The organism is Streptomyces sp. NPDC001750 (assembly GCF_042892615.1).
GTDB lineage: Bacteria > Actinomycetota > Actinomycetes > Streptomycetales > Streptomycetaceae > Streptomyces.
In genome coordinates, this window is the sequence record NZ_JBIAUE010000017.1 from 1 (window position 1) to 21,206 (window position 21,206).

General features: G+C 71.6%; 18 protein-coding genes, 1 tRNA gene and 1 pseudogene. 10 read left to right on the forward strand and 10 right to left on the reverse strand.

Annotated elements, in window-relative coordinates:
- Positions 1-614: 614 nt before the first annotated feature.
- On the reverse strand, positions 615-821 hold the full coding sequence (locus ACFYY6_RS24310; RefSeq protein WP_389195092.1) for a hypothetical protein: 207 nt from the start codon (positions 819-821) through the stop codon (positions 615-617).
- A 113-nt stretch (positions 822-934) separates the two neighbouring features.
- On the opposite strand from ACFYY6_RS24310, the gene ACFYY6_RS24315 reads away from it, so the two are divergent.
- The 7 genes from ACFYY6_RS24315 (at position 935) to ACFYY6_RS24345 (ending at position 6,602) form a co-directional block, all read left to right on the forward strand.
- Positions 935-2,167: a helix-turn-helix domain-containing protein gene (locus tag ACFYY6_RS24315; protein WP_389195095.1), complete on the forward strand. Its 1,233-nt coding sequence runs from the start codon at positions 935-937 to the stop codon at positions 2,165-2,167.
- Between the two features lie 100 nt (positions 2,168-2,267).
- Positions 2,268-2,477 carry a hypothetical protein gene (locus ACFYY6_RS24320; protein WP_389195098.1) on the forward strand — a complete coding sequence of 70 codons (210 nt, stop codon included), beginning with the start codon at positions 2,268-2,270 and terminating at the stop codon, positions 2,475-2,477.
- A gap of 136 nt (positions 2,478-2,613) precedes the next feature.
- Positions 2,614-2,808, forward strand: a complete 195-nt coding sequence (locus tag ACFYY6_RS24325; protein ID WP_389195101.1) for a hypothetical protein — start codon at positions 2,614-2,616, stop codon at positions 2,806-2,808.
- The gene (locus ACFYY6_RS24330) at positions 2,805-3,014 is read left to right on the forward strand and encodes a hypothetical protein (protein ID WP_389195104.1); all 210 of its coding nucleotides are present in this window, start codon (positions 2,805-2,807) and stop codon (positions 3,012-3,014) included. Before ACFYY6_RS24325 ends, ACFYY6_RS24330 begins: the two co-directional genes overlap by 4 nt.
- Before the next feature lie 402 nt (positions 3,015-3,416).
- On the forward strand, positions 3,417-3,899 hold the full coding sequence (locus ACFYY6_RS24335) for a hypothetical protein (RefSeq protein ID WP_389195107.1): 483 nt from the start codon (positions 3,417-3,419) through the stop codon (positions 3,897-3,899).
- A 436-nt stretch (positions 3,900-4,335) separates the two neighbouring features.
- Positions 4,336-4,818 (forward strand): GNAT family N-acetyltransferase, encoded by a 483-nt coding sequence (locus ACFYY6_RS24340; RefSeq protein ID WP_351518890.1) that lies wholly within the window; start codon positions 4,336-4,338, stop codon positions 4,816-4,818.
- Between the two features lie 149 nt (positions 4,819-4,967).
- Complete coding sequence (locus ACFYY6_RS24345) at positions 4,968-6,602, forward strand: peptide-N4-asparagine amidase (protein WP_389195110.1); 1,635 nt, start codon at positions 4,968-4,970, stop codon at positions 6,600-6,602.
- Between the two features lie 196 nt (positions 6,603-6,798).
- Here ACFYY6_RS24345 and ACFYY6_RS24350 read toward each other — a convergent pair whose 3' ends face one another.
- The 8 genes and pseudogenes from ACFYY6_RS24350 to galU form a co-directional block, all read right to left on the reverse strand.
- Positions 6,799-7,320 (reverse strand): hypothetical protein, encoded by a 522-nt coding sequence (locus tag ACFYY6_RS24350; protein WP_351520618.1) that lies wholly within the window; start codon positions 7,318-7,320, stop codon positions 6,799-6,801.
- Positions 7,321-7,953: 633 nt separating this feature from the next.
- Positions 7,954-8,027, reverse strand: a tRNA-Ala gene (locus ACFYY6_RS24355).
- Positions 8,028-8,123: 96 nt separating this feature from the next.
- The gene (gene glpR, locus ACFYY6_RS24360; RefSeq protein WP_351520619.1) at positions 8,124-9,242 is read right to left on the reverse strand and encodes a gephyrin-like molybdotransferase receptor GlpR; all 1,119 of its coding nucleotides are present in this window, start codon (positions 9,240-9,242) and stop codon (positions 8,124-8,126) included.
- 318 nt (positions 9,243-9,560) lie between these two features.
- Positions 9,561-10,148 (reverse strand): annotated as a pseudogene (locus tag ACFYY6_RS24365) (GNAT family N-acetyltransferase); the annotation flags it as partial.
- Between the two features lie 17 nt (positions 10,149-10,165).
- Positions 10,166-10,843: a molybdenum cofactor biosynthesis protein B gene (locus ACFYY6_RS24370; RefSeq protein ID WP_389195113.1), complete on the reverse strand. Its 678-nt coding sequence runs from the start codon at positions 10,841-10,843 to the stop codon at positions 10,166-10,168.
- Entirely contained in the window at positions 10,840-11,367 is a 528-nt protein-coding gene (gene moaC / locus ACFYY6_RS24375) for a cyclic pyranopterin monophosphate synthase MoaC (protein ID WP_351520623.1), read from the reverse strand. The genes ACFYY6_RS24370 and moaC overlap by 4 nt, the downstream gene beginning before the upstream one ends.
- A gap of 123 nt (positions 11,368-11,490) precedes the next feature.
- On the reverse strand, positions 11,491-12,798 hold the full coding sequence (glp, locus tag ACFYY6_RS24380) for a gephyrin-like molybdotransferase Glp (RefSeq protein WP_351520625.1): 1,308 nt from the start codon (positions 12,796-12,798) through the stop codon (positions 11,491-11,493).
- A 4-nt stretch (positions 12,799-12,802) separates the two neighbouring features.
- A complete protein-coding gene (gene galU, locus ACFYY6_RS24385; RefSeq protein ID WP_073787005.1) occupies positions 12,803-13,705 on the reverse strand; it encodes a UTP--glucose-1-phosphate uridylyltransferase GalU in 903 nt (300 codons plus the stop codon).
- A 105-nt stretch (positions 13,706-13,810) separates the two neighbouring features.
- Between galU and ACFYY6_RS24390 the strand changes: the two genes are divergently transcribed.
- Positions 13,811-14,455, forward strand: a complete 645-nt coding sequence (locus ACFYY6_RS24390) for a 5-formyltetrahydrofolate cyclo-ligase (RefSeq protein WP_388650445.1) — start codon at positions 13,811-13,813, stop codon at positions 14,453-14,455.
- Between the two features lie 223 nt (positions 14,456-14,678).
- Here the strand turns inward: ACFYY6_RS24390 and ACFYY6_RS24395 are convergent, their stop codons facing one another.
- Positions 14,679-17,555, reverse strand: a complete 2,877-nt coding sequence (locus ACFYY6_RS24395; RefSeq protein ID WP_389195117.1) for a penicillin acylase family protein — start codon at positions 17,553-17,555, stop codon at positions 14,679-14,681.
- 334 nt (positions 17,556-17,889) lie between these two features.
- On the opposite strand from ACFYY6_RS24395, the gene ACFYY6_RS24400 reads away from it, so the two are divergent.
- Both ACFYY6_RS24400 and ACFYY6_RS24405 read left to right on the forward strand, forming a co-directional pair.
- Positions 17,890-19,425, forward strand: coding sequence for a potassium/proton antiporter (locus ACFYY6_RS24400; protein WP_351520667.1), 1,536 nt, complete (start codon positions 17,890-17,892; stop codon positions 19,423-19,425).
- A 456-nt stretch (positions 19,426-19,881) separates the two neighbouring features.
- A complete protein-coding gene (locus ACFYY6_RS24405; protein ID WP_351520628.1) occupies positions 19,882-21,165 on the forward strand; it encodes an MFS transporter in 1,284 nt (427 codons plus the stop codon).
- Positions 21,166-21,206: the final 41 nt, after the last annotated feature.

The window sequence follows — 21,206 nt, forward strand, 5'->3', positions numbered from 1 at the left end:
TCCAGTACCGCCCGGACCTGGTCGACGGATGCCTCGCCAGCACCGACCTGATTATGGACGACTGACCGACATCACGAATTCAAGTTCAGTAGTGCTGTGGCCGGAAAGGTTTGCCGGGAGGCTCGCGGCGTCCGGTGCGGTGCATCGCAAGGCGGAGGATCGCCCTCGTACTGGACGGCACTCCGCCCCCTTTCTCCGGGAGGGGCGGGTCCCCGCCGGAGCGCCACCGTTCCTGAACCGCCCCGCCCCTGCTTCCGGTTGCAGCCGGGGCGGGGCGGTTTCGTGTGTCCGGGATCAGCCGTCGTGACCGTCGGCCGCACCGGGCGGCGGGACGCTTCGTCGTGCCAGATCCAGGGAAGTGAAGGAAAACCGGCGCCTGGCTGGGTAGAGTCCCAGGTCAGGAAGCCTGGTCCCCGCGTGCGCGGGGGTGGTCCGGAGCCCAACTTGTCCCGCTGGCTGACAGCAGGCTGGTCCCCGCGTGCGCGGGGGTGGTCCCGTCGGCAGCATCCTCCATTCCGTCCTGGGCGCCTGGTCCTCGCGCATGCGGGGCTTCCGCTCGCGCCGCCGCCTCCTCCGCAACACGCGCGGGAGGGGGCGGCTTCGTGCGTCCGGGATCAGCCGTCGTCGCTGTCGGCCGGGTGCCGGACGAGCCGCTTCAGCGCGGCCTCGACCTCGTACCGGGACTGCCCGGTCGCCGCGGCGTACGCAGTGATCGCTTCCTGTACTCGGGCCGCGGTCTCCACGGTCAGCCGGTTTTCCTGCTGCTCGGCCCAGGCCGCGCGCTCCAGCTCGATCAGCTCGTCACTCAGTTCGATTGCCACAGCCCGCATCGTACGAACCATGCGGGACGGCCTTCCGGAAGCCGCGCGGCCTCCCCTCAATGCGTCGCCCGCCCGTACGCTGACGGAACCGCGACGGCAGACGGAGGGGCACCATGAACCACCCCGCATCAGACCTGAGTGTTGGCGAGCGAGTCCGGGTCCTACGTGAGTCACGAGGCATGACCCGGCCTGTCCTGGCGGAGCTGTGCGGCCGGGGCCCGGACTGGCTGAAGAAGATCGAGACCGGCGAACGGGAACTCCGGAGCCACACCCTGCTGCTCAAGCTCGCCGCCGCGCTTCAAGTGTCCGACCTGTCGGTCATCACCGGCGCCGAGACCGGTCCCACGCAGCCGGTACCGCTCGGCCGACTCTCGCACCCGGTCATGCCGGACATCTGGTCCGCAGTCATGACGCGCACCCTCGCGGCCCCTCCTGCCGGGCTGGTCTCCCCGGCTGTTCTTCAGGGGCGCGCAGACCAGACATGGCGGCTGTGGCACACCTCAGCCCGGAACCGCAGCGAAGTCGGGGCCCTGCTTCCGGCGCTGATCCGCGACGGCGAAACCGCTGCGCGCACGCTCGACGGTGACCAGCGCCGCGCCGCCCTCGTCGCCCTGTCCGACATCTACCGCCTGACCGGGCAGGCCACCGCGTACATCGCCCCGGCCGAGCTGGCGTGGGTTGTCGCCGACCGCGCACTGTCGGCCGCACAGGACGCAGACGAGCCCGCCGCCATAGCGGCGAGCGCCTGGAGCATGGGCAACATCCTCCGGGAGACGAGCTACCCGGAGGAGGCGCTACGCGTCGTCGATGAGGCTGCCGACCTGATCCGCCCCCACCTCGATGGAGCGCCGGACGACTGGCGGGGCATCTACGGTGCGCTCCAGCTCCATGCCGCGGTGACGGCGGCGCGCGAGGGCCGCGAGGGTGATGCGTGGCGGTACTGGGGGCGAGGCGACCAAATTGCCAAGTCCCTGCCCGCCGCGTACGTCCACCCCAGCACGGTCTTCGGCCGAGCGAACGTCGACTTCCACGCCGTCAGCGTCGACATCGACCTACGGAAAGCGGGGAAGGCGCTGGGTGCTGCCGACAACCTCGACCCGGACACCATGCCGTCCCGCGAGCGCCGGGCCCGCCTGTGGGTGGAGGTCGCCCGCGGGCACCTCCAGCGTGGGGACCGCACAGCTGCCCTGCACGTCATGAAGATCGCCCACGAGATCGGGGCCGAGACCGTCTCCTTCACCCCGTCCGCCCGCACGGTCGCCGCGGACCTGTGGCGTACAGCCCCGCGGGCCCTCCGCGGCGAGGCCAGCCGCTTGGCCGCCGCCGTCGGTGTTGCCACCGGGTAAGAGGGCGACCTGGGACAGGGGGACAGTTTGTCCCCCTGCCTGCACCGAGGGCCCCCTACTGTAATCGCCCGCCAACCGGCCGACCGTAGGGGGCTTCTGCATGTCCGTCACGTCCTGGCACGCCTCACCGCAGCGCGCCGCCGTACCGCACAGCGATCCGGGCACAGGCGAGGTACGCGTGCCGGTGGCGCTGTACCACCTCGACGAAGTGCAGGCCGAGGTGTCGCTCGTCCTGTCCCGAACCGAGGCCGAGGAGCTGCGCGACTCCCTCACCGCGCTCCTTGGCGGCCCCACCCTCGTGGTGGCGTGATGTCGGCCATGACGCTCAAGGTGTACGAGGTCGATCGGCGCGGCCGGACAACGCGCATCGTCCGCCCGAAGGCCAAGGTGTCCCCGGTCGAGGAACTTCCCATGAAGCATGAGTTCCCGGCCTGTCGGTGCAACCGGTGCACGGGCAGGCAGCGGTGACCGGCCGCCCGGTGCCGGAGCGTGCTGGCTGGTGCGACTGGCACAAGGGCCCGTCCGGCACCGCGGTCCTGGTCGACATCATCGAGCAGGGCTCGGGCCCGGGTCGGCAGTTGTACGCGTGCAACCCGTGTCGGGAACAGCGCGGCCTCCGCCCGTACGACGAGAAGCCGTGACCGCGCCGACCGCCCGACCGCTCCCGGACCCGGGGTCGCTGACGTGGGACCAGGCCGCCGGCCGGGCCTGCATCTGGTGCAAGACGCCCCTGACCACCGGGACGGTCCGCGTCGGCGTCATCCCCGACCGGCTCGGCACCCACGTCCTCGACGTCGAGGTGTGGACCGGGCCGTGTTGCGCCGACCTGGTGGCGCAGGCCCCGTAGACCCAAGACTCCCGCTCCGGTGCCCGGTGGGGGCTCATCACCGGAGCGGGCCCAATCCCGTCCTCCCCCGCGCTGCCCGTCACCGCGCGGGGGAGGACGGCACCACCCCCGCCGCCTGCGCGCGGCGGGGCGCGCATCCCCGACAGGGACACCCTGAGTGACCCTGTCCGCCCCGCGGGGAGGTCCTATGGGCCCTCGGCTCTCCCCTCACGGGTGCCGCAGCGGTCGCGGTGAGGCTCTGCGCGACAGGTGGCCCCGGCCGAGCGCCCGCCCCCGTGTGCCGGTCGGGGCCACCGACGCCCCTGATGTCGCCGATGGCGAGGAGGCTGCCACAGCCAGAAGGGCCACAGGCAGCACTCCGCCTAGACTGACCCGGCCGCCACGGAAGGGAAATGATCATAAATGCGCCCCCAAAGGTTCCAAGAGTTCGCCGTTGAAACCCTGCTCAAGGCCCCCGACGTGGAGACCGCCGAGCCGTGGCAGGAGGGGCGCCCGTACGGCATCCACGTCACTTTCAGCGGCGGGGCGCAGCTGTGGGCCGCCATCACGGCTGCCGCGCTCTCCGACGACTACGACCGGCCCGAGGTTCCTGTGCACGACGTGCCGCCGGCCGAGGTACCGGTACCCGACCTGTACGAGGACGGCAAGATCACCCCGGCGCGGGCCGAACAGTACCTGGCTGCGACGCTCAGCAACTCCGGGAACGCCGAGATCAAGAGGGTCTACACGTACACGACGGGCGACCGGGCGGACGCGCCGAACAACCACCCTGGTTTGGGGCTGGAATTCCACAGCGGGTCCCGGATCTTCACGCTGTTCGCGCACACGGCCCGCCCCGGCCAGGGCAAGGGTGGCCGGGAATTCGAGCTGCAAAGCTCCTTCTGACTCCCTGCCCGGGCGGGCGCCCGGCCGCCCGGCCGCCCGGCCGGGCAGGGCGCAAGTGCACCACCTATCAGCACCACCCCCACCAAGGAGGAACTGATATGTGCGACACGAACCACCGCTTCGACCCTGGCCAGTGCGCAGGATCGTGCCCCGTCTGCGGCGCGGGCGTGGGTTCCGCGCCCGGTGAGCCCACCACGATCCACCAGGGCGGCGGGAGCGGCACGGAAACCTGCCCCGGAAGCGGGCAGCCCGCGCAGTAGAGTTGGCGGCCCCGCAGGTTCAACCGACGCCGTTGGTTCAACCTGCGGGGCCGTTCGTTCCTTCACAGCTCAACGGCGCAATGCTTTACACACAGTGTTTGTGGTCACAGTGAGCATTACGGCACGATACCGACACTCACCCGGAGACAGAGTCGCATACCTGTACCATGCTTCGCATGATTATCCAGCCTCGGCCCTTCGATCACGCCGACGCCGTCAAGCTCAACGACCAGGTCCAGCGTGAATACGCCGAGCGGTACGGCGACGGTGAGGGCGATGTCACACCCCTCGACCCGTCGATGTTCGAGCCCCCGCACGGCCTGTATCTGCTCGCCTACGACGAGCGGGGCCGTCCCGTCGCCACCGGCGGCTGGCGTTCCCAGGAGCGGAACGACGAGGGCTACGCGGACGGCGACGCCGAGCTGAAGCGGATGTTCGTGATTCCCGAGGGCCGCGGCCAGGGCCTCGCCCGCCGCATGCTGGCCGCCCTGGAGGCCGACGCACGGGCCGCCGGCCGGATCCGCATGGTGCTGGAGACCGGGGACAAGCAGCCCGAAGCCATAGCGCTGTACGCGTCGAGCGGCTACACCCCGTGCGAGAAGTTCGGCTACTACCGCATGCACGACAGCAGCCTCTGCATGGCCAAGCCGCTGCGGTAGCGGCGGAGGGGGCCGTCCGTGCCCACCCCGCGCGTCGGCGACACGTCGGCCGGAACGCGGGTGAGGTCGCAACACAAGAGCACAGAACACAACAACGTCGACCATCACCTCTGGCGCACCCACGTGCCCGCGCGCTTCACTCATGTCCCATGAAGAGACGGACCACGAAGAAGAGACAGGCCACGAAGAGACGGATCACGTCCCTGCTCACGGGGCTGGTCATGGCCGCGGGTACGGCGCTCGGCGCGAACCCGGCGTCGGCGGCCGAGCCGATACCCACGGAGTTCGGCAACGACTGGCACGACCCGCTGACCGCGGCACCGCCCGTCGACAAGCCCGCCACCCGCTCCTGCGAAGTGACTCTCGTGGACACCGAGTTCCGCGACTTCACGCCGTACACCGGGAGTTACACCCCGCCCAAGGGCTGCGGCGACCGCTGGAGCAAGGTGGTGCTGCGCCTCGACGGCAAGGTGAAGGGCCGTCAGTACGACCGCCTCGGCCGCCTGGAGGTCGGCGGCGTCGAGGTGTTGCGCACCTCCACGCCCGAACCCTCGCCCGAGGGCATCGAGTGGTCCGTGGAGAAGGACGTCACCCACTACAGCGACACCTTCCGCCGCGGCCGGTCCGTCGAGATGCTCATCGGCAACGTCGTCGACGACACGTACACCGGCGTCATCGACGTCGAGGTCACGCTGACCTTCTACGCCGCGCAGGGCCGCACGAAGCCCGCCGACGCACCCGACACGGTGCTTCCGCTGAAGGACGCCCGGCTCACCACCCCGCGCAACTCCGAGAAGATCGTCGCCGAGGTGTACGCCACCGGATCCGGCGGCGGCTGCGAGGAGTTCTGGTACCTGACCGTGCCGGACGACGAACCGTACTCGTGCAAGGCCGACAAGGGCCCCTACCGCGAGGTGCGGGTCAAGGTCGACGGACAACTCGCCGGAATCGCCTCGCCGTTCCCGAACGTGTGGACCGGCGGCTGGTCCAATCCCTTCCTCTGGTACGTCGTTCCGGCACCGCGCGCCTTCGACGTGAAGCCCCTGGAGTACGACCTGACGCCGTTCGCGGGCATCCTCAACGACGGACGTGAACACCGCGTCGAGGTGTCGGTGGCGGGCGTGCCCGAGGGACAGAGCGGCTGGAGCACGCCCGCCAACGTACTCGTCTGGCAGGACGAGAACAGCAGGACCGTCACCGGGGCGCTCACCCGCCACGAGGAGAGCGACCCGTCCAACACGACGACGCACACGCCCGGTCCGCTCCACCGCCAGGACACCGAGGGCGGCCACCGGCTCACCGTCTCCGGCTACCTGAACACCTCCCACGGTCGTGTCGTCACCACCGTCGACCGAACCGTCGCCAACACCTCCACCCACCACTGGACGGTGGACGAGAACACAGACGGCCTCAAGGCCCGCTGGAGCGACGACGAGACGGTGACCGTGGACGGCCGCGGCCCGGCCCGCGTCACGCGCACGAACCGCGCCTACACCGTGGACGGCGAGATCACGGTCGACTCCGCCGGCCGGCTGCGCACCGTCATCGCGCTCGGCGACCACGCGAGGACCTCGACCACCCGGGCCGGCAAGCGCGTCTCCTGGTCCCGGCTCGACGACACCTACACCGGCGATGCCGCCTGGACGCTGAACGTCCCGCGCGACCAACGCCACGCAGTGGGCACGTCCGGCGAGCACTACCGGCTCATCGGCTCCGAGGGCTGCTACGACCGCACGATCCGGACCGAGCAGGGAACGCTGACGCAGGACCGCCGGGTCTGCTGACCCAGCGGTCCTGTCTTCGGACTGCCGCCGTTCGGCCGCGGGCCGCGCCGCGCGGCGTCCGGTGCGTGCGATCCGCACCGGGCGCCGCGCGGCAGGCGGCCGTTCGGAGCGGTGACCATGCCTCCGCGACGGCCTCCAGCGGACTGAGGGCGGCGGCCCGGTACGGCGGCCGCAGTCCGCGCCCCGGGGGTGTCGCTCACTCGCCGCACGGCGGCCGGTCGATGCCGTTCAGGAGGCTGCGGGTGCTGATCACGCAGTCGGTGCCGAGTCCGGCCGCGGCCCGGCGGTCGAGCGCCCATGCGGTGGAGCTTCCGATGATGGCGAACCCCGCGACCGGAGCGGTGCCGATCACCAGGATGACGGCGGTTTCCGCGGTGCGCCGCGGGTCGCGCAGCGCGTTCCGCCGGGCGAGCCGTCCGGCGGTTCCGAAGCGGCCGGTCAGCCGTCCGGTGAGCCGCCGGATCACCGGGACGGCGAGCAACGACGCCGGCACGATCAGGGCGGCCACGAAGGGGGCGCGGCCGAGCATCGCGTTCCGGAGATTCTCCTCCCAGGCGGCCTTCGCCCCCGTGTGCGGGACCAGCCATCCGGCGCCGATGACGAGAGGGACCAGGCCCACCGCGGCGCGGATGCGTGGCCGCCCGGCGGTGGGCGGCCACTGGCCGTGCGCATCGCCTCGACCGGCGCGCCCCTCGCCGCCCTGCGGGACGGCGGCCACGCGGCGAGCACGGTGACGCCCACGCCCACGACGAGCACCGCCACGACGGAGCGCGGGCCGATCACCAGGGGGCCGTGGGGCAGCGTGTCCGTCGGCGCCCAGCACGTGGGGCAGTGCCGAGGCGATCCCGAGGCCGGGCAGGATACCGGCCGCCGATGCGAAGAGGCCGGCCAGGAGGACCTCCAGAGGACCGAGCGGGAGACTTGGCGGCGCGATGCCCCGATCGCCCGCGGCAGCACGATCTCGCGGGTGCGCCGGCGGTGTCGACGGTCAGGCCACCGAACACCAGCACCTCGCCCCCGGACGCCGGCTCCTCGCCTGCGGCCTGCCCCGTCCCCGGGACGGACGCGTAGGTGGCCGCCGCAGCAGCGAGCGGATGCGCGCCACGGGCACGTGCGTGACCGGGCGGGCCCGCGCCTTCATGGCGTCATGTCCCGTCCGCCGTCCGGCTGTCGGGCGCCGGAACTCCGGCCGCAGCGCGAAGCGTGGTCACCTTCGCCGCCGACCGCAGGAATGCGCTCCCCGGAAAGCCGAAGAAGCAGGGAAGCCGGAAAAGCAGAGATCCCGCCCGATCTTGCGATCGGACGGGATTCTCGTCACCGCTCTTGATCTGACTCAAGAACAGTTGTGCGGTGGACCTGAGGGGATTTGAACCCCTGACCCCCTCGATGCGAACGAGGTGCGCTACCAGACTGCGCCACAGGCCCTTGCAACGAGTGAAACTCTAGCATCCCCGCGCGGGTGCCCGGAAATCCGTTCCTCGCTGGTCAGCCGAGGCGGCCTCGCGGCGAGGACCGCGGGGCTCACTCGTTGGCGGCACGGGGACGGTCGCCGTCCTCGTACTGGTCGAACAGCGGGGTCCGGCCGCGGTCACGGTTGCGCCGGGGCGCGCCGACGCGCCGACGGGGCGCCGGGTCGACGGGGGACGCCGCGGGGTGCGAGGTGCCCGTCCGGGTGGGTTCGGCGGCGCTGGAGCGAGCCGCGCTCCAGGTCTCCGGGTCGCCCACCTCGACGCCGCCCGTGGCGCGCGGAGCGACCGGGGCGGTGACGTACGTGGGCAGCGGGACCGGGACGGGTTCCCAGCTGTCGCCCTGGGCCGGGCCGCGCTGGCGCTGCTGGTCGACCCACTCCGCGTGGTCCGTCTGCTCGACGAGGGCGCGGCGGTCCGCCTCCTGCGGGGAGAGCGCGTGGGCGGGCTCGGGCTCGGGGCGGCGCGCCTCGGGCTCCTCGTCGGGCTCGGCGGCGACGGCCTCGGCCGGCTGCTGCCTGCGGGGACGGTTCTCGCGCAGCTGCCGCGCCGCCGCCTCGGCCCGGCGCCGGTCCATGGTGAAGGCGAACCGACGCCGCTCCTGGGCGCGCAGATGCACGATGTACGTGCTCAGCAGCACCGCCGGAACCGCGGGTGCCCAGAGGAAGGCGAGGCCGCCGACCGCCGCGACGATCGCCCCCAGGGTGAAGGCGAGGAACAGGACGACGGTGGTGCGCCGACGGCGCGCGAGGACCTGGAGGCGCTGGGCCCGGCGGGCGCGCTCGGCATCCGTACGGCCGGAGCGCGGGCGTGCGCGCCGCGCCGGTTCGGGACGCTGCCGGTCCGTACGCTCCGGCGCTCGCGCCGGGTCGTGCAACCCGGCTGCGGTATGCGCCTCGGGCGCGGCGAAGGCCCGGACGTCCACGGAATCCATTCGGTCCGTGACGACATCCGGGTCGGCGTCGGGGTCGGCCTCCTCGCCGGTGCGCTCCCGCAGGTCCTTGGCGTACCGGCGCTCCATGGCCGCCCGGCCGGACAGCAGCCGGATGGCCGTGCTGAAGCGTTCCGTCGGACGAGCCTCGTTGAGTTCGTCCTGCCTGCGGAGCCACATCGGCACCAAGTAGGCGGCCCAGGCCCCGACGATGACTGCGTAGATGAGGCCGCTGCTGCTCACGTCTCACACCGTAGAGGGGTTTGCAGGGACGCATCGGCCAATTGGACCGGTGTGTCGCGCAATCCCGCTGATATCAAGTGCTTTTTTTGTGATTGTTCCGATCGAACGTGGACGTTTGGGTGTTCGTTTGTGACTCATGTCGATCGATATCGAACACCTATTTCATTTTTCAGGTGCCCCAGGCCCCTCGGACGTATCGGGCCCACCCTGCTGTCCGGGTCCCTCGGGCCCGCGCGGTTCCTCGGTTCCGTCGGTCGTCCCGGCCGGTTCCTCGGGCGCCGCGGCCGTCCCGGACGCGCCCGGGGCTCCCGATGCCCCGGACCTCGTACGGTGCCAGCGCCTGAGCAGGCCGCCGGGGATCTCCTCGGCGGTGAGTGCGTAGATCAGGTGGTCCCGCCAGGCGCCGTCGATATGGAGGTAGCGGGGGCGCAGCCCCTCCTCCCGGAATCCCAGTTTCTCGACGACCCTTCTGCTGGGCCCGTTCTCCGGACGGATGCACACCTCGACGCGGTGCAGTCCGACCCGGCCGAAGCAGTGGTCGACGGCGAGGGCGACCGCGGTCGGCATCACGCCGCGGCCGGCCACCTCCCGGTCGACCCAGTAGCCGATGTGGCCCGAGCACATCGACCCCCAGGTGATCCCGGCGACCGTGAGCTGACCGACCAGCCGGCCCCGGTACTCGATGGCGAAGGGCAGCATCCGGCCCGCGTTGGCCTCGGCGCGCAGGTGGCGCACCATCTGACGGTACGTGGGGCGCTGGGCCACCGGCGCGCCCGGGGCGGGCGGCGGCACGGTCGCCTCCCAGGGCCGCAGCCAGTCGCGGTTGCGCTGGTTGACCTCGCGCCACATGCGCTGGTCACGCATCCTCACCGGGCGCAGGGTGATCTCGCCGTCGGTGAGGACCACCGGCCAGGTCGGAACGTTCAGTTGGGGCTCCCGGGTCGGGGGTGATCGCCGCCGCGCAACTGGTCGACGGCGTGCACCAGGAGGCGTTCGAGGACGGCGAGGCCGTCGCGCACCCCGCCGGTGGAGCCGGGCAGGTTCACGATCAGCGTGCCGCCCGCGACACCGGCCAGCCCCCGGGAGAGCGCGGCGGTGGGCACCTTGTCGCGGCCCTCGGCACGGATCGCCTCGGCGATGCCGGGGATCTCGTGGTCGAGGACGCGGCGGGTGGCTTCGGGCGTGCGGTCGGTGGGCGAGATGCCCGTGCCGCCGGTGGTGACGATCACGTCGTATCCGGCGGACACGCCGTCGTGGAGCGCCCGTTCCACCGGGTCGCCGTCGGGCACGACCTGCGGGCCGTCGGCGGCGAAGCCGAGCCGGGTGAGTGCCTCGACGATGAGCGGGCCCCCCTTGTCGGCGTAGACACCGGCGGAAGCGCGGTTGGAGGCGGTGACGACGAGGGCCGTGTACGGGGCGGTCGGCGCGTGGCCGGGCGAGGACCCGGACCGCGCCGTCGCGGACGGTTCGCCCTTGTCGGATGCCCCGTTCCTCGGGTCCGGCCTCCCGGGCGCCTCGGTCCTCCCGTCCGGTCCGCCGGGTGCGGTGCCGGGGGGCGTCGGATCCCCGTCGGCTACGGGGCCGGTCGCGGCAGCGGTCATGCGTCCGCTCCGCCCGCATCGCTGGACCGGGGGCCGTCACAGGTGTCGGTGCGGCGGTAGTCGCCCGACGCGCCGCCCGACTTCTCCTCCACCCGTACGTCCGTGACGACCGCCGCCTTGTCGACGGCCTTGACCATGTCGATCACCGTGAGCGCGGCGACGGAGACCGCGGTCAGGGCCTCCATCTCGACACCCGTGCGGTCGGTCGTCCGCACAGTGGCGGTGATCTCCACCGCGTCGTCGGCGACCGCCAGGTCCACCTCGACGCCGGAGAGGGCCAGCGGGTGGCAGAGCGGGATCAGGTCCGGGGTGCGCTTGGCGGCCATGATCCCCGCGATCCGGGCGGTGGCCAGGGCATCGCCCTTGGGGAGGCCCTCGCCGCGGAGCAGTTCGACGACGCGCGGCGAGACGAGGACCCGACCGCCGGCGCGGGCCACCCGCGCGGTGACGTCCTTCCCGGAGACGTCGACCATGCGGGCCGCACCCGTGTCGTCGATGTGCGTCAGCCTGTTCTGCGTACTCAACTCACTCCGCCTCGCGGTAGCGCGCCGGTTGCCCGCTCGGCCCGCACCGGGGTGCGGGCCCGGGGCCCGGGATCGTCCCCGGGAAGGCACAGCGGCAGATACCGTACCGCCACCGCCCGGGGATCAGCGGAGCAGGACCACCTCGGTGTCGGTGCCGGGCTCGGCGGACGTGACGTCCTCGGGCAGCACGATCAGCGCGTCCGCCCGGGCGAGGGCCGCGACCAGATGCGATCCGGCGCCGCCGACAGGGCTGACCGTCCCGGCCTCCGCATCGTACGTACCGCGCAGGAACTGGCGGCGCCCGGCCGGCGAGGAGAGCGCCTCGTCGGCCTTCAACGTGGCCCGGACCGTGGGCCGGCGCAGGTCCGCGAGGCCCATCAGGGCGCGGATCGCGGGCCGTACGAACAGCTCGAAGGAGACATACGCCGAGACGGGGTTGCCCGGCAGCGCCAGCAGCGGTGTGTGGTCGGGGCCGATCGAGCCGAAGCCCTGCGGCTTGCCCGGCTGCATGGCGATCCTGCGGAAGTCGACGCCGCCGGGCCCGTCCGCGTCCCCCACCGACGACAGGGCCTCCTTGACGACGTCGTACGCGCCGACGCTGACGCCTCCTGTCGTGACGACGATGTCCGCGCGGATCAACTGGTCCTCGATCGTGGCGCGGAGCGTGTCGGGGTCGTCCGTGACGGCGCCGACGCGATAGGCGATCGCCCCCGCGTCCCGGGCGGCGGCCGTCAGGGCGAAGCTGTTGGAGTCGTAGATCCGACCGGCGGTCAGTTCCTCGCCGGGCTGGGCGAGTTCGGCGCCGGTCGAGATGACGACGACGCGCGGCCGGGGCCGCACCTTCACCGTCGAGCGGCCGATCGCGGCGAGCAGCCCGATCTGCGGCGGGCCGATCACCGAACCGGCGGGCAGGGCCAGTTCGCCCGGCTTCACGTCGCTGCCGCGGTCCCTGACATGGGCGCGGGCCTCGACGGAGCGGTGCACGCGGACCTCGCCGCCCGCGCCCTCCGGGGCGTCGCCGTGGGCGCGCATGGCGTCGGCGGGGCCGCCGCCCGTACCCCCGTCGGTCCACTCGACCGGAACCACCGCCTCGGCACCGGCCGGCAGCGGGGCGCCGGTCATGACGCGGGCGGCCTCGCCGGGGCCGACGCTCCGGCCGCCGGGCAGCCCGCCGCTGCCCGCAGCGACGTCACCGATGACGGTGAGCACCGCGGGGAACTCCTCGTCGGCACCCTCGACATCGGCGACGCGGACCGCGTACCCGTCCATCGAGCTGTTGTCGAAGGGGGGCAGGGCGATCTCCACGAAGACGTCCTCGACGAGGACGCAGCCCTGCGCGTCGTGCAGTTGCAACTCGATGGGTTCGAGCGGGCGCACCGCGCCGAGAATGTCGTCCAGGTGCTCGTCCACCGACCACATCGTGCTGCTCAAGGTGCTACATCTCCTCGGTGACGTAACTGCGGAGCCAGGCCCTGAAGTCCGGGCCCAGGTCCTCACGTTCGCACGCGAGCCTGACAATGGCACGGAGGTAGTCGCTACGGTCGCCGGTGTCATAGCGGCGGCCCTTGAAGACGACGCCGTGCACCGGGCCGCCGACCTTCTCGTCCTCGGCGAGGAGCTGGAGGGCGTCGGTCAGCTGGATCTCACCGCCGCGGCCCGGCTCGGTCCGGCGCAGTATCCCGAAGACGGCGGGATCGAGGACGTAGCGGCCGATGATGGCGAGGTTGCTGGGCGCCTCCCCCGGCTCCGGCTTCTCGACCAGGCCCGTGACGCGCACCACGTCGCCGTCGGGGCCGGGTTCCACGGCCGCGCAGCCGTACATGTGGATCTGTTCCGGCGCGACCTCCATCAGCGCGACGACGCTGCCGCCCTCGCGCTCCTGGACCTCGACCATGCGGGACAGCAGCGGGTCGCGCGGGTCGATCAGGTCGTCGCCGAGGAGGACCGCGAACGGCTGGTCCCCGACGTGCGGCGCCGCGCACAGCACCGCGTGGCCGAGACCGCGCGGGTCGCCCTGCCGCACGTAGTGCATGGTCGCCAGGTCGCTCGACTCCTGGACCTTCCGGAGCCGGTCGGCATCCCCCTTGCGGGTGAGCGCGGACTCCAGTTCGTAGTTGCGGTCGAAATGGTCCTCCAGCGGACGCTTGTTCCGGCCGGTGATCATCAGGACGTCGGAGAGCCCGGCGGCCACCGCTTCCTCGACGACGTACTGGATCGCGGGCTTGTCGACGACAGGCAGCATCTCCTTGGGAGTGGCCTTGGTGGCCGGCAGAAAGCGGGTACCGAGTCCTGCGGCCGGGATGACGGCCTTGCTGATCCTGCGGTGCGACATAGTCATGCGCAGAACGATAACCGGCACGCGTGGGCGGAAGGTGAGGGTCCGGTTAACTTTGTACGCCTATATACGCATACGAGAGGTTCAGGGTATCCGTTGAACAGCGAGATGTCCGAAAAGGCCCGTCTCAGGCGTGAACTGCTTGCCGCTCGACGCCTTCTGACCGGGGAAGACGCGGAAAACGCCGCGACGGTTCTGTCCCGGAGCGCATTGCATCTGCCGGAGCTCGCCGGGGCCCGTACCGTCGCCGCCTATGTCTCGGTCGGGAGCGAGCCGGGCACCCGCGTGCTGCTGGACGCGCTGCGCGCGCGGGGCGTACGGGTGCTGCTGCCGGTGCTCCTGCCGGACAACGACCTGGACTGGTCGGCGTACGAGGGGGCCGACCGCCTGGTGCGGGCCGGGCGCGGACTGCTGGAGCCGGACGGGGAGCGGCTGGGCCGGGACGCCGTCCTGGAGGCCGACGCCGTGCTCCTGCCGGGGCTCGCGGTGGACGCGCGGGGGATGCGGCTGGGGCGCGGCGGCGGCAGCTACGACCGGGTGCTGGCCCGGCTCACGGCGGCGGGGGCGCACCCGGCGCTGATCGTCCTGCTGTACGACGACGAGGTGGTCGCCCGGGTTCCGGTGGAACCGCACGACCACCCCGTGGACGTGGTGGTGACTCCGGCCGCGACCCGCAGGACGGGGCGCACAGCACCCGGGGAGGGCGGCGCGGAGCCCGGGACGGGCCGCATGGAGCCCGGGACGGAGCGCTGAACGAACCGTTCCGGACCCGGGACGGACCGCTCCGGGTCCGGGACGGACCGCTCCGGGTCCGGGACGGACCGCTCCGGGTCCGGGACGGACCGTTCCGGACTCGGGCGGGGCCCGCGCGGACCCGAAAGCCGAAGGCCGGGACCTCTCACGGTGAGAGATCCCGGCCTCCTACGGCGCGCCCCCTGTCACGGCCCGGCGGTCGGGCCACAGTCCGAGGGCCGGGTCATGGCTTGAGGGTCAGGGTGTCGGTCGTCGACTTGCTCACCGCGTTGGTCCCGAAGGACCAGTCGAGCAGTTCGCCCTTGACCCACTTGTCGGTCTGATCGGTGTAGTGCGCCGCGTACGCGTGCCCGGAGGCACCGGTCAGGTTGATCCAGCGGGACTTGTCCCAGTCGCCCACGTTGACCACCATCCGCATCGACGGCACCCAGACGACCTCGTAGCCGCCCGCCGCGTTCCAGCCGGTGGCGTTCACCGCGGCCTCGCCGCCGCCGAGGTTCCACGGGCCGCGGTTGAGGAGCCGCTGGAGCAGACCGGGGCCCTCGGTGCCGAGGGTCTGGTTCTTCAGGGTCAGCTGGTGCAGCCGGCCCCAGCTCCAGCTGCTGATGTCCTTGCCGAGCTTGGCGGTCAGCTCCCAGCGGGCGTCCTCCATGGCGCGCGCGAAGAGTTCGTCACGGGTCTCGGTCGCCTCGTCCCGGCCGCTCTCCGGCGACTTCCACCAGTCGCTCTTCGGGTCGTCCATCAGCCCCTCGACCACCCGGTACCAGCGGTCACCGCCGTCCGGCTGGGCGGAGTCCGCCGCGCGCTGCCCGCACTCGCGCACCAGCTTGTGCCGCTCGTCGACCGGGCCCGAGTTGTCGGCCCGGCGCACGTTGAGGCATTCGCCCTCGACCCGCAGCTCCTTGGGCAGCTTGTTCCCGAAGGCCAGCTTGAGGATGTTGCGCCAGACCGCGTTGAAGTACGCGGCCGCGGCCGAGTCGGGCTCCTGGGCGTAGTCCCAGCCCTCCAGCAGCTTCTGCGCCTCGCGGACGCTCTTGTCCGAGATGTTGATCTTCAACAGCTCGGGCACCAGCAGCGGGGCGATCTCGCTGTGGTTGTCCATCTGCATCTTCTGCATGTCTTCGGTCGAGATCTTCCCGCCGTCCTCGATCTTCGCCTTGATGAGGTCGTTGATCCGCTGGCTGCGGGAGCCGTAGCCCCAGTCCTTGGTGAGCAGGTGGGCGTACTTGTCGTCGACCACGGGCTGGTTGGCGGTGACGATGTAGCCGCGCTTCGGGTCGTACTCGTAGGGCAGCGCTTCGAACGGGATGGGTTTCTTCTCCCAGCCGTACTCCGAGGACCAGCCGGGGCTGGGCATCGTGCCGTCGCCCTTCTTGCGGACCGGGATCTTCCCGGGCGCCTGGTAGCCGATATGCCCCTCGGTGTCGGCGTAGATCAGGTTCTGCGCGGGAACCTCGAAGTGCTCGGCCGCCTTGCGGAAGGACGGAAAGTCCTTGGCCCGGTTGAGCTCGAAGACGGCGTCCATGGAACGGCCCGGGTCCAGCGCGGTCCACCTGAGGGCGACCGCGTAGCCGTCGGACCGGTCCGGGGCGACGCCCTCGACGGGGGCCTTCTGGCCGACCTTCTCCAGTTCGCCACTGCGGTCGGAGACCACCGGACCGTTGTTCGTCTCGCGGATGGTGATCGTCCGGCTCTTGCCGCCCGCGACCTTGATCGTCTCGTCGCGGACGGTGAACGGCTTGACCTTGCCGTCGTACAGGTAGCCCTCGCCCGAGACCTTCTCCAGGAAGAGGTCCGTGACGTCCGCGCCCAGGTTGGTGAAGCCCCAGGCGATGTCCTGGTTGTGGCCGATGATCACGCCGGGCATGCCGGAGAAGGTGTAACCGGCCACGTCGTACTGGCACTTCGCGCTGGTCTCACGGCAGTGCAGCCCCATCTGGTACCAGAGCGAGGGCAGCTGCGGCGCCAGGTGCGGGTCGTTGGCCAGCAGCGGCTTCCCGGTCGTCGTGTAATCCCCGGAGACCACCCAGGAGTTGGACCCGATGCCGTTGCCGTTCGGGCCGAGCAGCGCCGGGATCTCGTCGAGGGTGTCGGAGAGCGAGGCGAGCTGGGTGCTCACGCCCTCGGCGGCGCCCTGCGCGGTGGCCCCCTGCGTGCCGGTGCCCTGTCCGATGGCGCCCTGCGTACCGGTCCCTTGACCGGTCGTGCCCTGCGTGCCGGTGCCCTGCCCGGTGGCGCCCTGCGCGGTGTCCGAGCCGGCGCCGGACGAGGACGGGGTCGCCTCCGGATCGAACTTCCCGGTCACCGACGAGACCGCGCCCTTCTCGACGATCGGCTTGTGCGTCTTGTACGGGTAGTCCGGGTACAGCTGCGCGATCTGCTTCTCGTCGAGCCTGCTGGTCATCAGCGAGCGGTCGATCTCGTCCTGCATGTTGCCGCGCAGGTCCCAGGCCATCGCCTTGAGCCAGGCCACCGAGTCGACCGGGGTCCACTCGCCCGGCTTGTAGTCGTTGGTGAAGCCGAGGGCGGCGTACTCGACGGAGATGTCCTTGCCGTCACGGCCCTTGAGGTAGGCGTTCACGCCGTCCGCGTACGCCTGGAGGTTCTTCTTCGTCTCCTCGGACAGGACCTCGTCGTACTCCCGCTGGGCCACCTTGCGCCAGCCCAGGGTGCGCAGGAACGCGTCGGTGTCGACCTGCCCGGAGCCGAACATCTCGGAGAGCCGGCCGGCCGTCATGTGACGGCGGACGTCCATCTCCCAGAAGCGGTCCTGCGCGTGGACGAAGCCCTGGGCGCGGAAGAGGTCGGCGTCGGAGTCCGCGTACAGCTGCGGGATCCCGTAGGCGTCGCGCTTGACCTCGACGTCCCCGTCGAGGCCGTCGAGCTTGATCGTCCCGGTGGTCTGCGGGTACGAGGCCCGCACGGTCGACACGGACCAGAAGGCGCCGTATCCGATACCCGCGACGAGCGCCAGCACCAGAACGATCACGATCAGGCGGGCGCGTCGCCCCTTCTTCCTGCCGGGCTTCCCGGCGGCCTTCCCGGCGGCGGAACCGGCCGTACCGGAAGGGCCGGAAGAGGCGGTTGTATTGGCGGGCATCGCTGTCCTTCGAGGGGCAGGTGGTCCTGGGAGTGCAGGAGCAACCTTAGGCGCAGAGGCCGGGCCGCTCTGACGCGGTATCGGAATGGTTCCAGTTCCACAGCGGTCGTCGATGGTCGTACGAACGAGCGGACGCGTCAAGAAAGCGTTAAAGATTAGGTAAGGTAACGAAGTACCGACCGCCGACGGCCGATGCCGAGGAGCGATACGGACGAGCCCGCAGAACCGCTCGAACCGGTTGATTCGGCAGGCGCACGCAGGGAAGGAACGGCCACTGACTGTCCACACGCTCAACGAACTCCTGCTCGTCTGCTCGCTCGTGCTGCTCGTCGCGGTGGCGGCGGTGCGCGTCTCGTCCCGCAGCGGGCTCCCCAGCCTGCTCCTTTATCTGGGCATCGGGATGGCCATGGGGCAGGACGGCTTCTTCGATGTGAAGTTCAACAATGCGGAACTGACCCAGGTCATCGGGTATGCCGCACTGGTCGTGATCCTCGCCGAAGGCGGTCTGGGCACGAAGTGGAAAGAGATCAGACCCGCGCTGCCGGCCGCCGCGATGCTCTCGATAGCCGGTGTCGCCGTGAGCGTCGGCATCACCGCGGCCGGGGCGCACTATCTGGTCGGGCTGGACTGGCGACAGTCGCTGATCATCGGTGCGGTCGTCTCGTCCACGGACGCCGCCGCGGTCTTCTCGGTGCTGCGCAAGGTGCCGCTGCCCGCCCGGCTCACGGGCGTTCTGGAGGCCGAGTCCGGCTTCAACGACGCCCCCGTGGTGATCCTGGTGGTGGCCTTCTCCGCCGCCGGGCCGGTGGAGACCTGGTACGTCCTGGTCGGAGAGATAGCCCTGGAGCTCGCGATCGGCGCGGCCGTAGGACTGGCCGTCGGCTGGATCGGCGCGTTCGGACTGCGCCATGTCGCACTGCCCGCGTCCGGCCTGTACCCGATCGCCGTGATGGCGATCGCCGTGTCCGCGTACGCGGCGGGCGCGCTGGCCCACGGCAGCGGCTTCCTGGCCGTCTACCTGGCCGCGATGATCCTCGGCAACGCCAAGCTGCCGCACTGGCCGGCCACCCGCGGCTTCGCGGACGGGCTCGGCTGGCTGGCCCAGATCGGCATGTTCGTGCTGCTCGGGCTGCTGGTCACGCCGCACGACCTGTACGACGACTTCTGGCCCGCGGTGATCGTGGGACTGGTGCTGACGATGGTGGCGCGCCCACTGGAGGTCTTCATCTCGCTGGCGCCGTTCCGCCTGCCCTGGCAGGAGAAGGTGTTCATGTCGTGGGCGGGGCTGCGCGGCGCCGTCCCCATCATCCTGGCGACCATCCCGATGGTGTCCGGGGTCGAGGGCTCCACCCGGATCTTCAACATCGTCTTCGTGCTCGTCGTGGTCTACACCCTCATCCAGGGGCCGACGCTGCCCTGGATGGCGAAGGCCCTCAAGATCGCCGAGGACCCGTCCGAGGCGACCGACCTGGGCATCGAGTCGGCGCCGCTGGAGCGACTGCGCGGCCACCTGCTCTCGGTGGCCATCCCCGGCAGGTCGAAGATGCACGGCGTAGAGGTCGGGGAACTGCGCCTGCCCGCCGGGGCCGCGGTCACCCTCGTCGTGCGCGACGGCAAGAGCTTCGTACCGGCGCCGTCCACCGTGCTGCGGCGCGGTGACGAACTGCTCGTGGTCACCACCGATCCGGTGCGCGACGCGGCGGAGCAACGGCTGCACGCGGTCGGCGCGGGGGGCAAGCTCGCGGGCTGGCTCGGAACCACCGTCGGCGGGGAGAGCCTGGCCGGGGCCGATGTGGCACACGGAGTGGCACATGCGTGGAAGGCCGCGAAGAAGCGGGGGAGGCCGGACGGCCCGAGGACCCGCCACTGAGCTCGCGACGGACCCGGCGCATGCCGTGTGCGCGCATGCCGTGGGCCCGCATGCCGTGGGCCCGCATGCCGCGCACATGCACGGACGTGACGTCGTACGTATATGCCTATGCCCACGTATGTACGTCGTGCGCGTACGCCCACGCATGTGACGTACGCGACGGATGCGCCAGGCGAGGGCCGCGAGGACGCCGGTTGTATTATGCGGAAAGTCCGACCGGCCTCACCACGAGGCCGCGGACCCGCTTGACCACATCGAACGACCGACTCTGCCTGATGCAGAGCTGGCGCGACCGTATGGCGGTCGTGGCGTCCTCCGCCTCTGCTGAGCGCCCGGCATCTACCGCAGTTCCGCGCGAAGAGGACAGCTCTCGGCTGCGCCCGCCCGAGCCCGCACCGCCCGTGCCGGCCCGGACCTGCGGACGCTCGGCCACCAGGCGGCGGAAAGGCATGGGCCGTGGCGTCCACGGTCACCGAACGCCCCGGTTACGGGCAGTTGCTGCGCACGCCGGGTGCGTGGACGTTTCTCCTTCCGGGCTTCGCCGCACGGCAGCCCTTCGCGATGCTGACGATCGGCATCGTGCTGCTGGTCCAGCACACCACCGGCTCGTACGGCAGCGCGGGCGCCGTCGCCGCCGTGACCGGTGTGTCGATGGCCGTGTTCGCACCGCAGACCGGCAAACTCGCCGACCGCTTCGGCCAGCGCGCCGTGCTGCTGCCCGGCGTCCTGGCGCACACGGTGTCCGTGTCGGCGCTGACGGCGCTGGCGCTGGCCGACGCGCCCCTGTGGGCACTGTTCGCCGCGGCCGTGCCGACCGGCGCGTCCGTTCCGCAGGTCGGCCCGATGGTACGGGCCCGCTGGGCGGCCGTACTGGGCGCGGCTCCGGGCCGTGAGGCGTCTCCTCTCCTGTCCACCGCGGCCGCCTTCGAGTCGGTGACGGACGAGTTCACCTTCGTCATCGGGCCGGTGCTCGCCACCGCGCTGTGCACCGGCGTGCACCCGGCGGCCGGGCTGATCGCCGAGGCCGGGCTGACGCTGATCGGCGGCCTGCTCTTCGCCGCCCAGCACCGCACCCAGCCGCCGGTGCGCGCCACCGCTCGCAACGCCTCCGAGCGGCACGCCTCCGCCCTGTCCGTACCGGGTGTGCGAGTGCTCGCGGTGGCGTTCCTGGGGATCGGCTCGGTCTTTGGCGGCATGCAGGTCTCGCTGACCGCGTTCGCCGAGGAGATCGGCCGGCCTGGCGCGAACGGTCTGCTGTACGGCGTCTTCGCGGCCGGCAACATGCTGGCCGGGATCGCCTGCGGCGCCATCGCCTGGCGGAGCGGGCCGCGGCGTCGGCTGATCGTCGGGTACACGGCGCTGGCCCTGACCGCCTCCGGGCTGTGGGCGGTGCATTCCGTGTTCCTGCTGGCCGGGCTCGGACTGCTGGCCGGGCTCTCCATCGCCCCGGCCCTGATCGGCGGCTACACGCTGGTCGAGACGCTGGTTCCGGGATCCGCCCGGACCGAGGCGTTCACCTGGCTGACGGGCTCGGTCGCGCTCGGCCAGGCGGCAGCGGTGACGGTCGCCGGGCGGCTCGCCGACGCCCACGGCGCGAGCGCCGGCTTCCTGGTGCCGCTGGTGGGGACCGTGCTGGCGCTGGCGACCCTGGTAACACTGCGTTCGAGGCTGGCACCCACCGTCGCAGGACGGACCGTGGCACGTGGTGTCGGTCACCGGACGTCGGTCACGGTGGACTGAACCGACGGAATACGTCACTATGGAACGTCGTTAGCACTCAT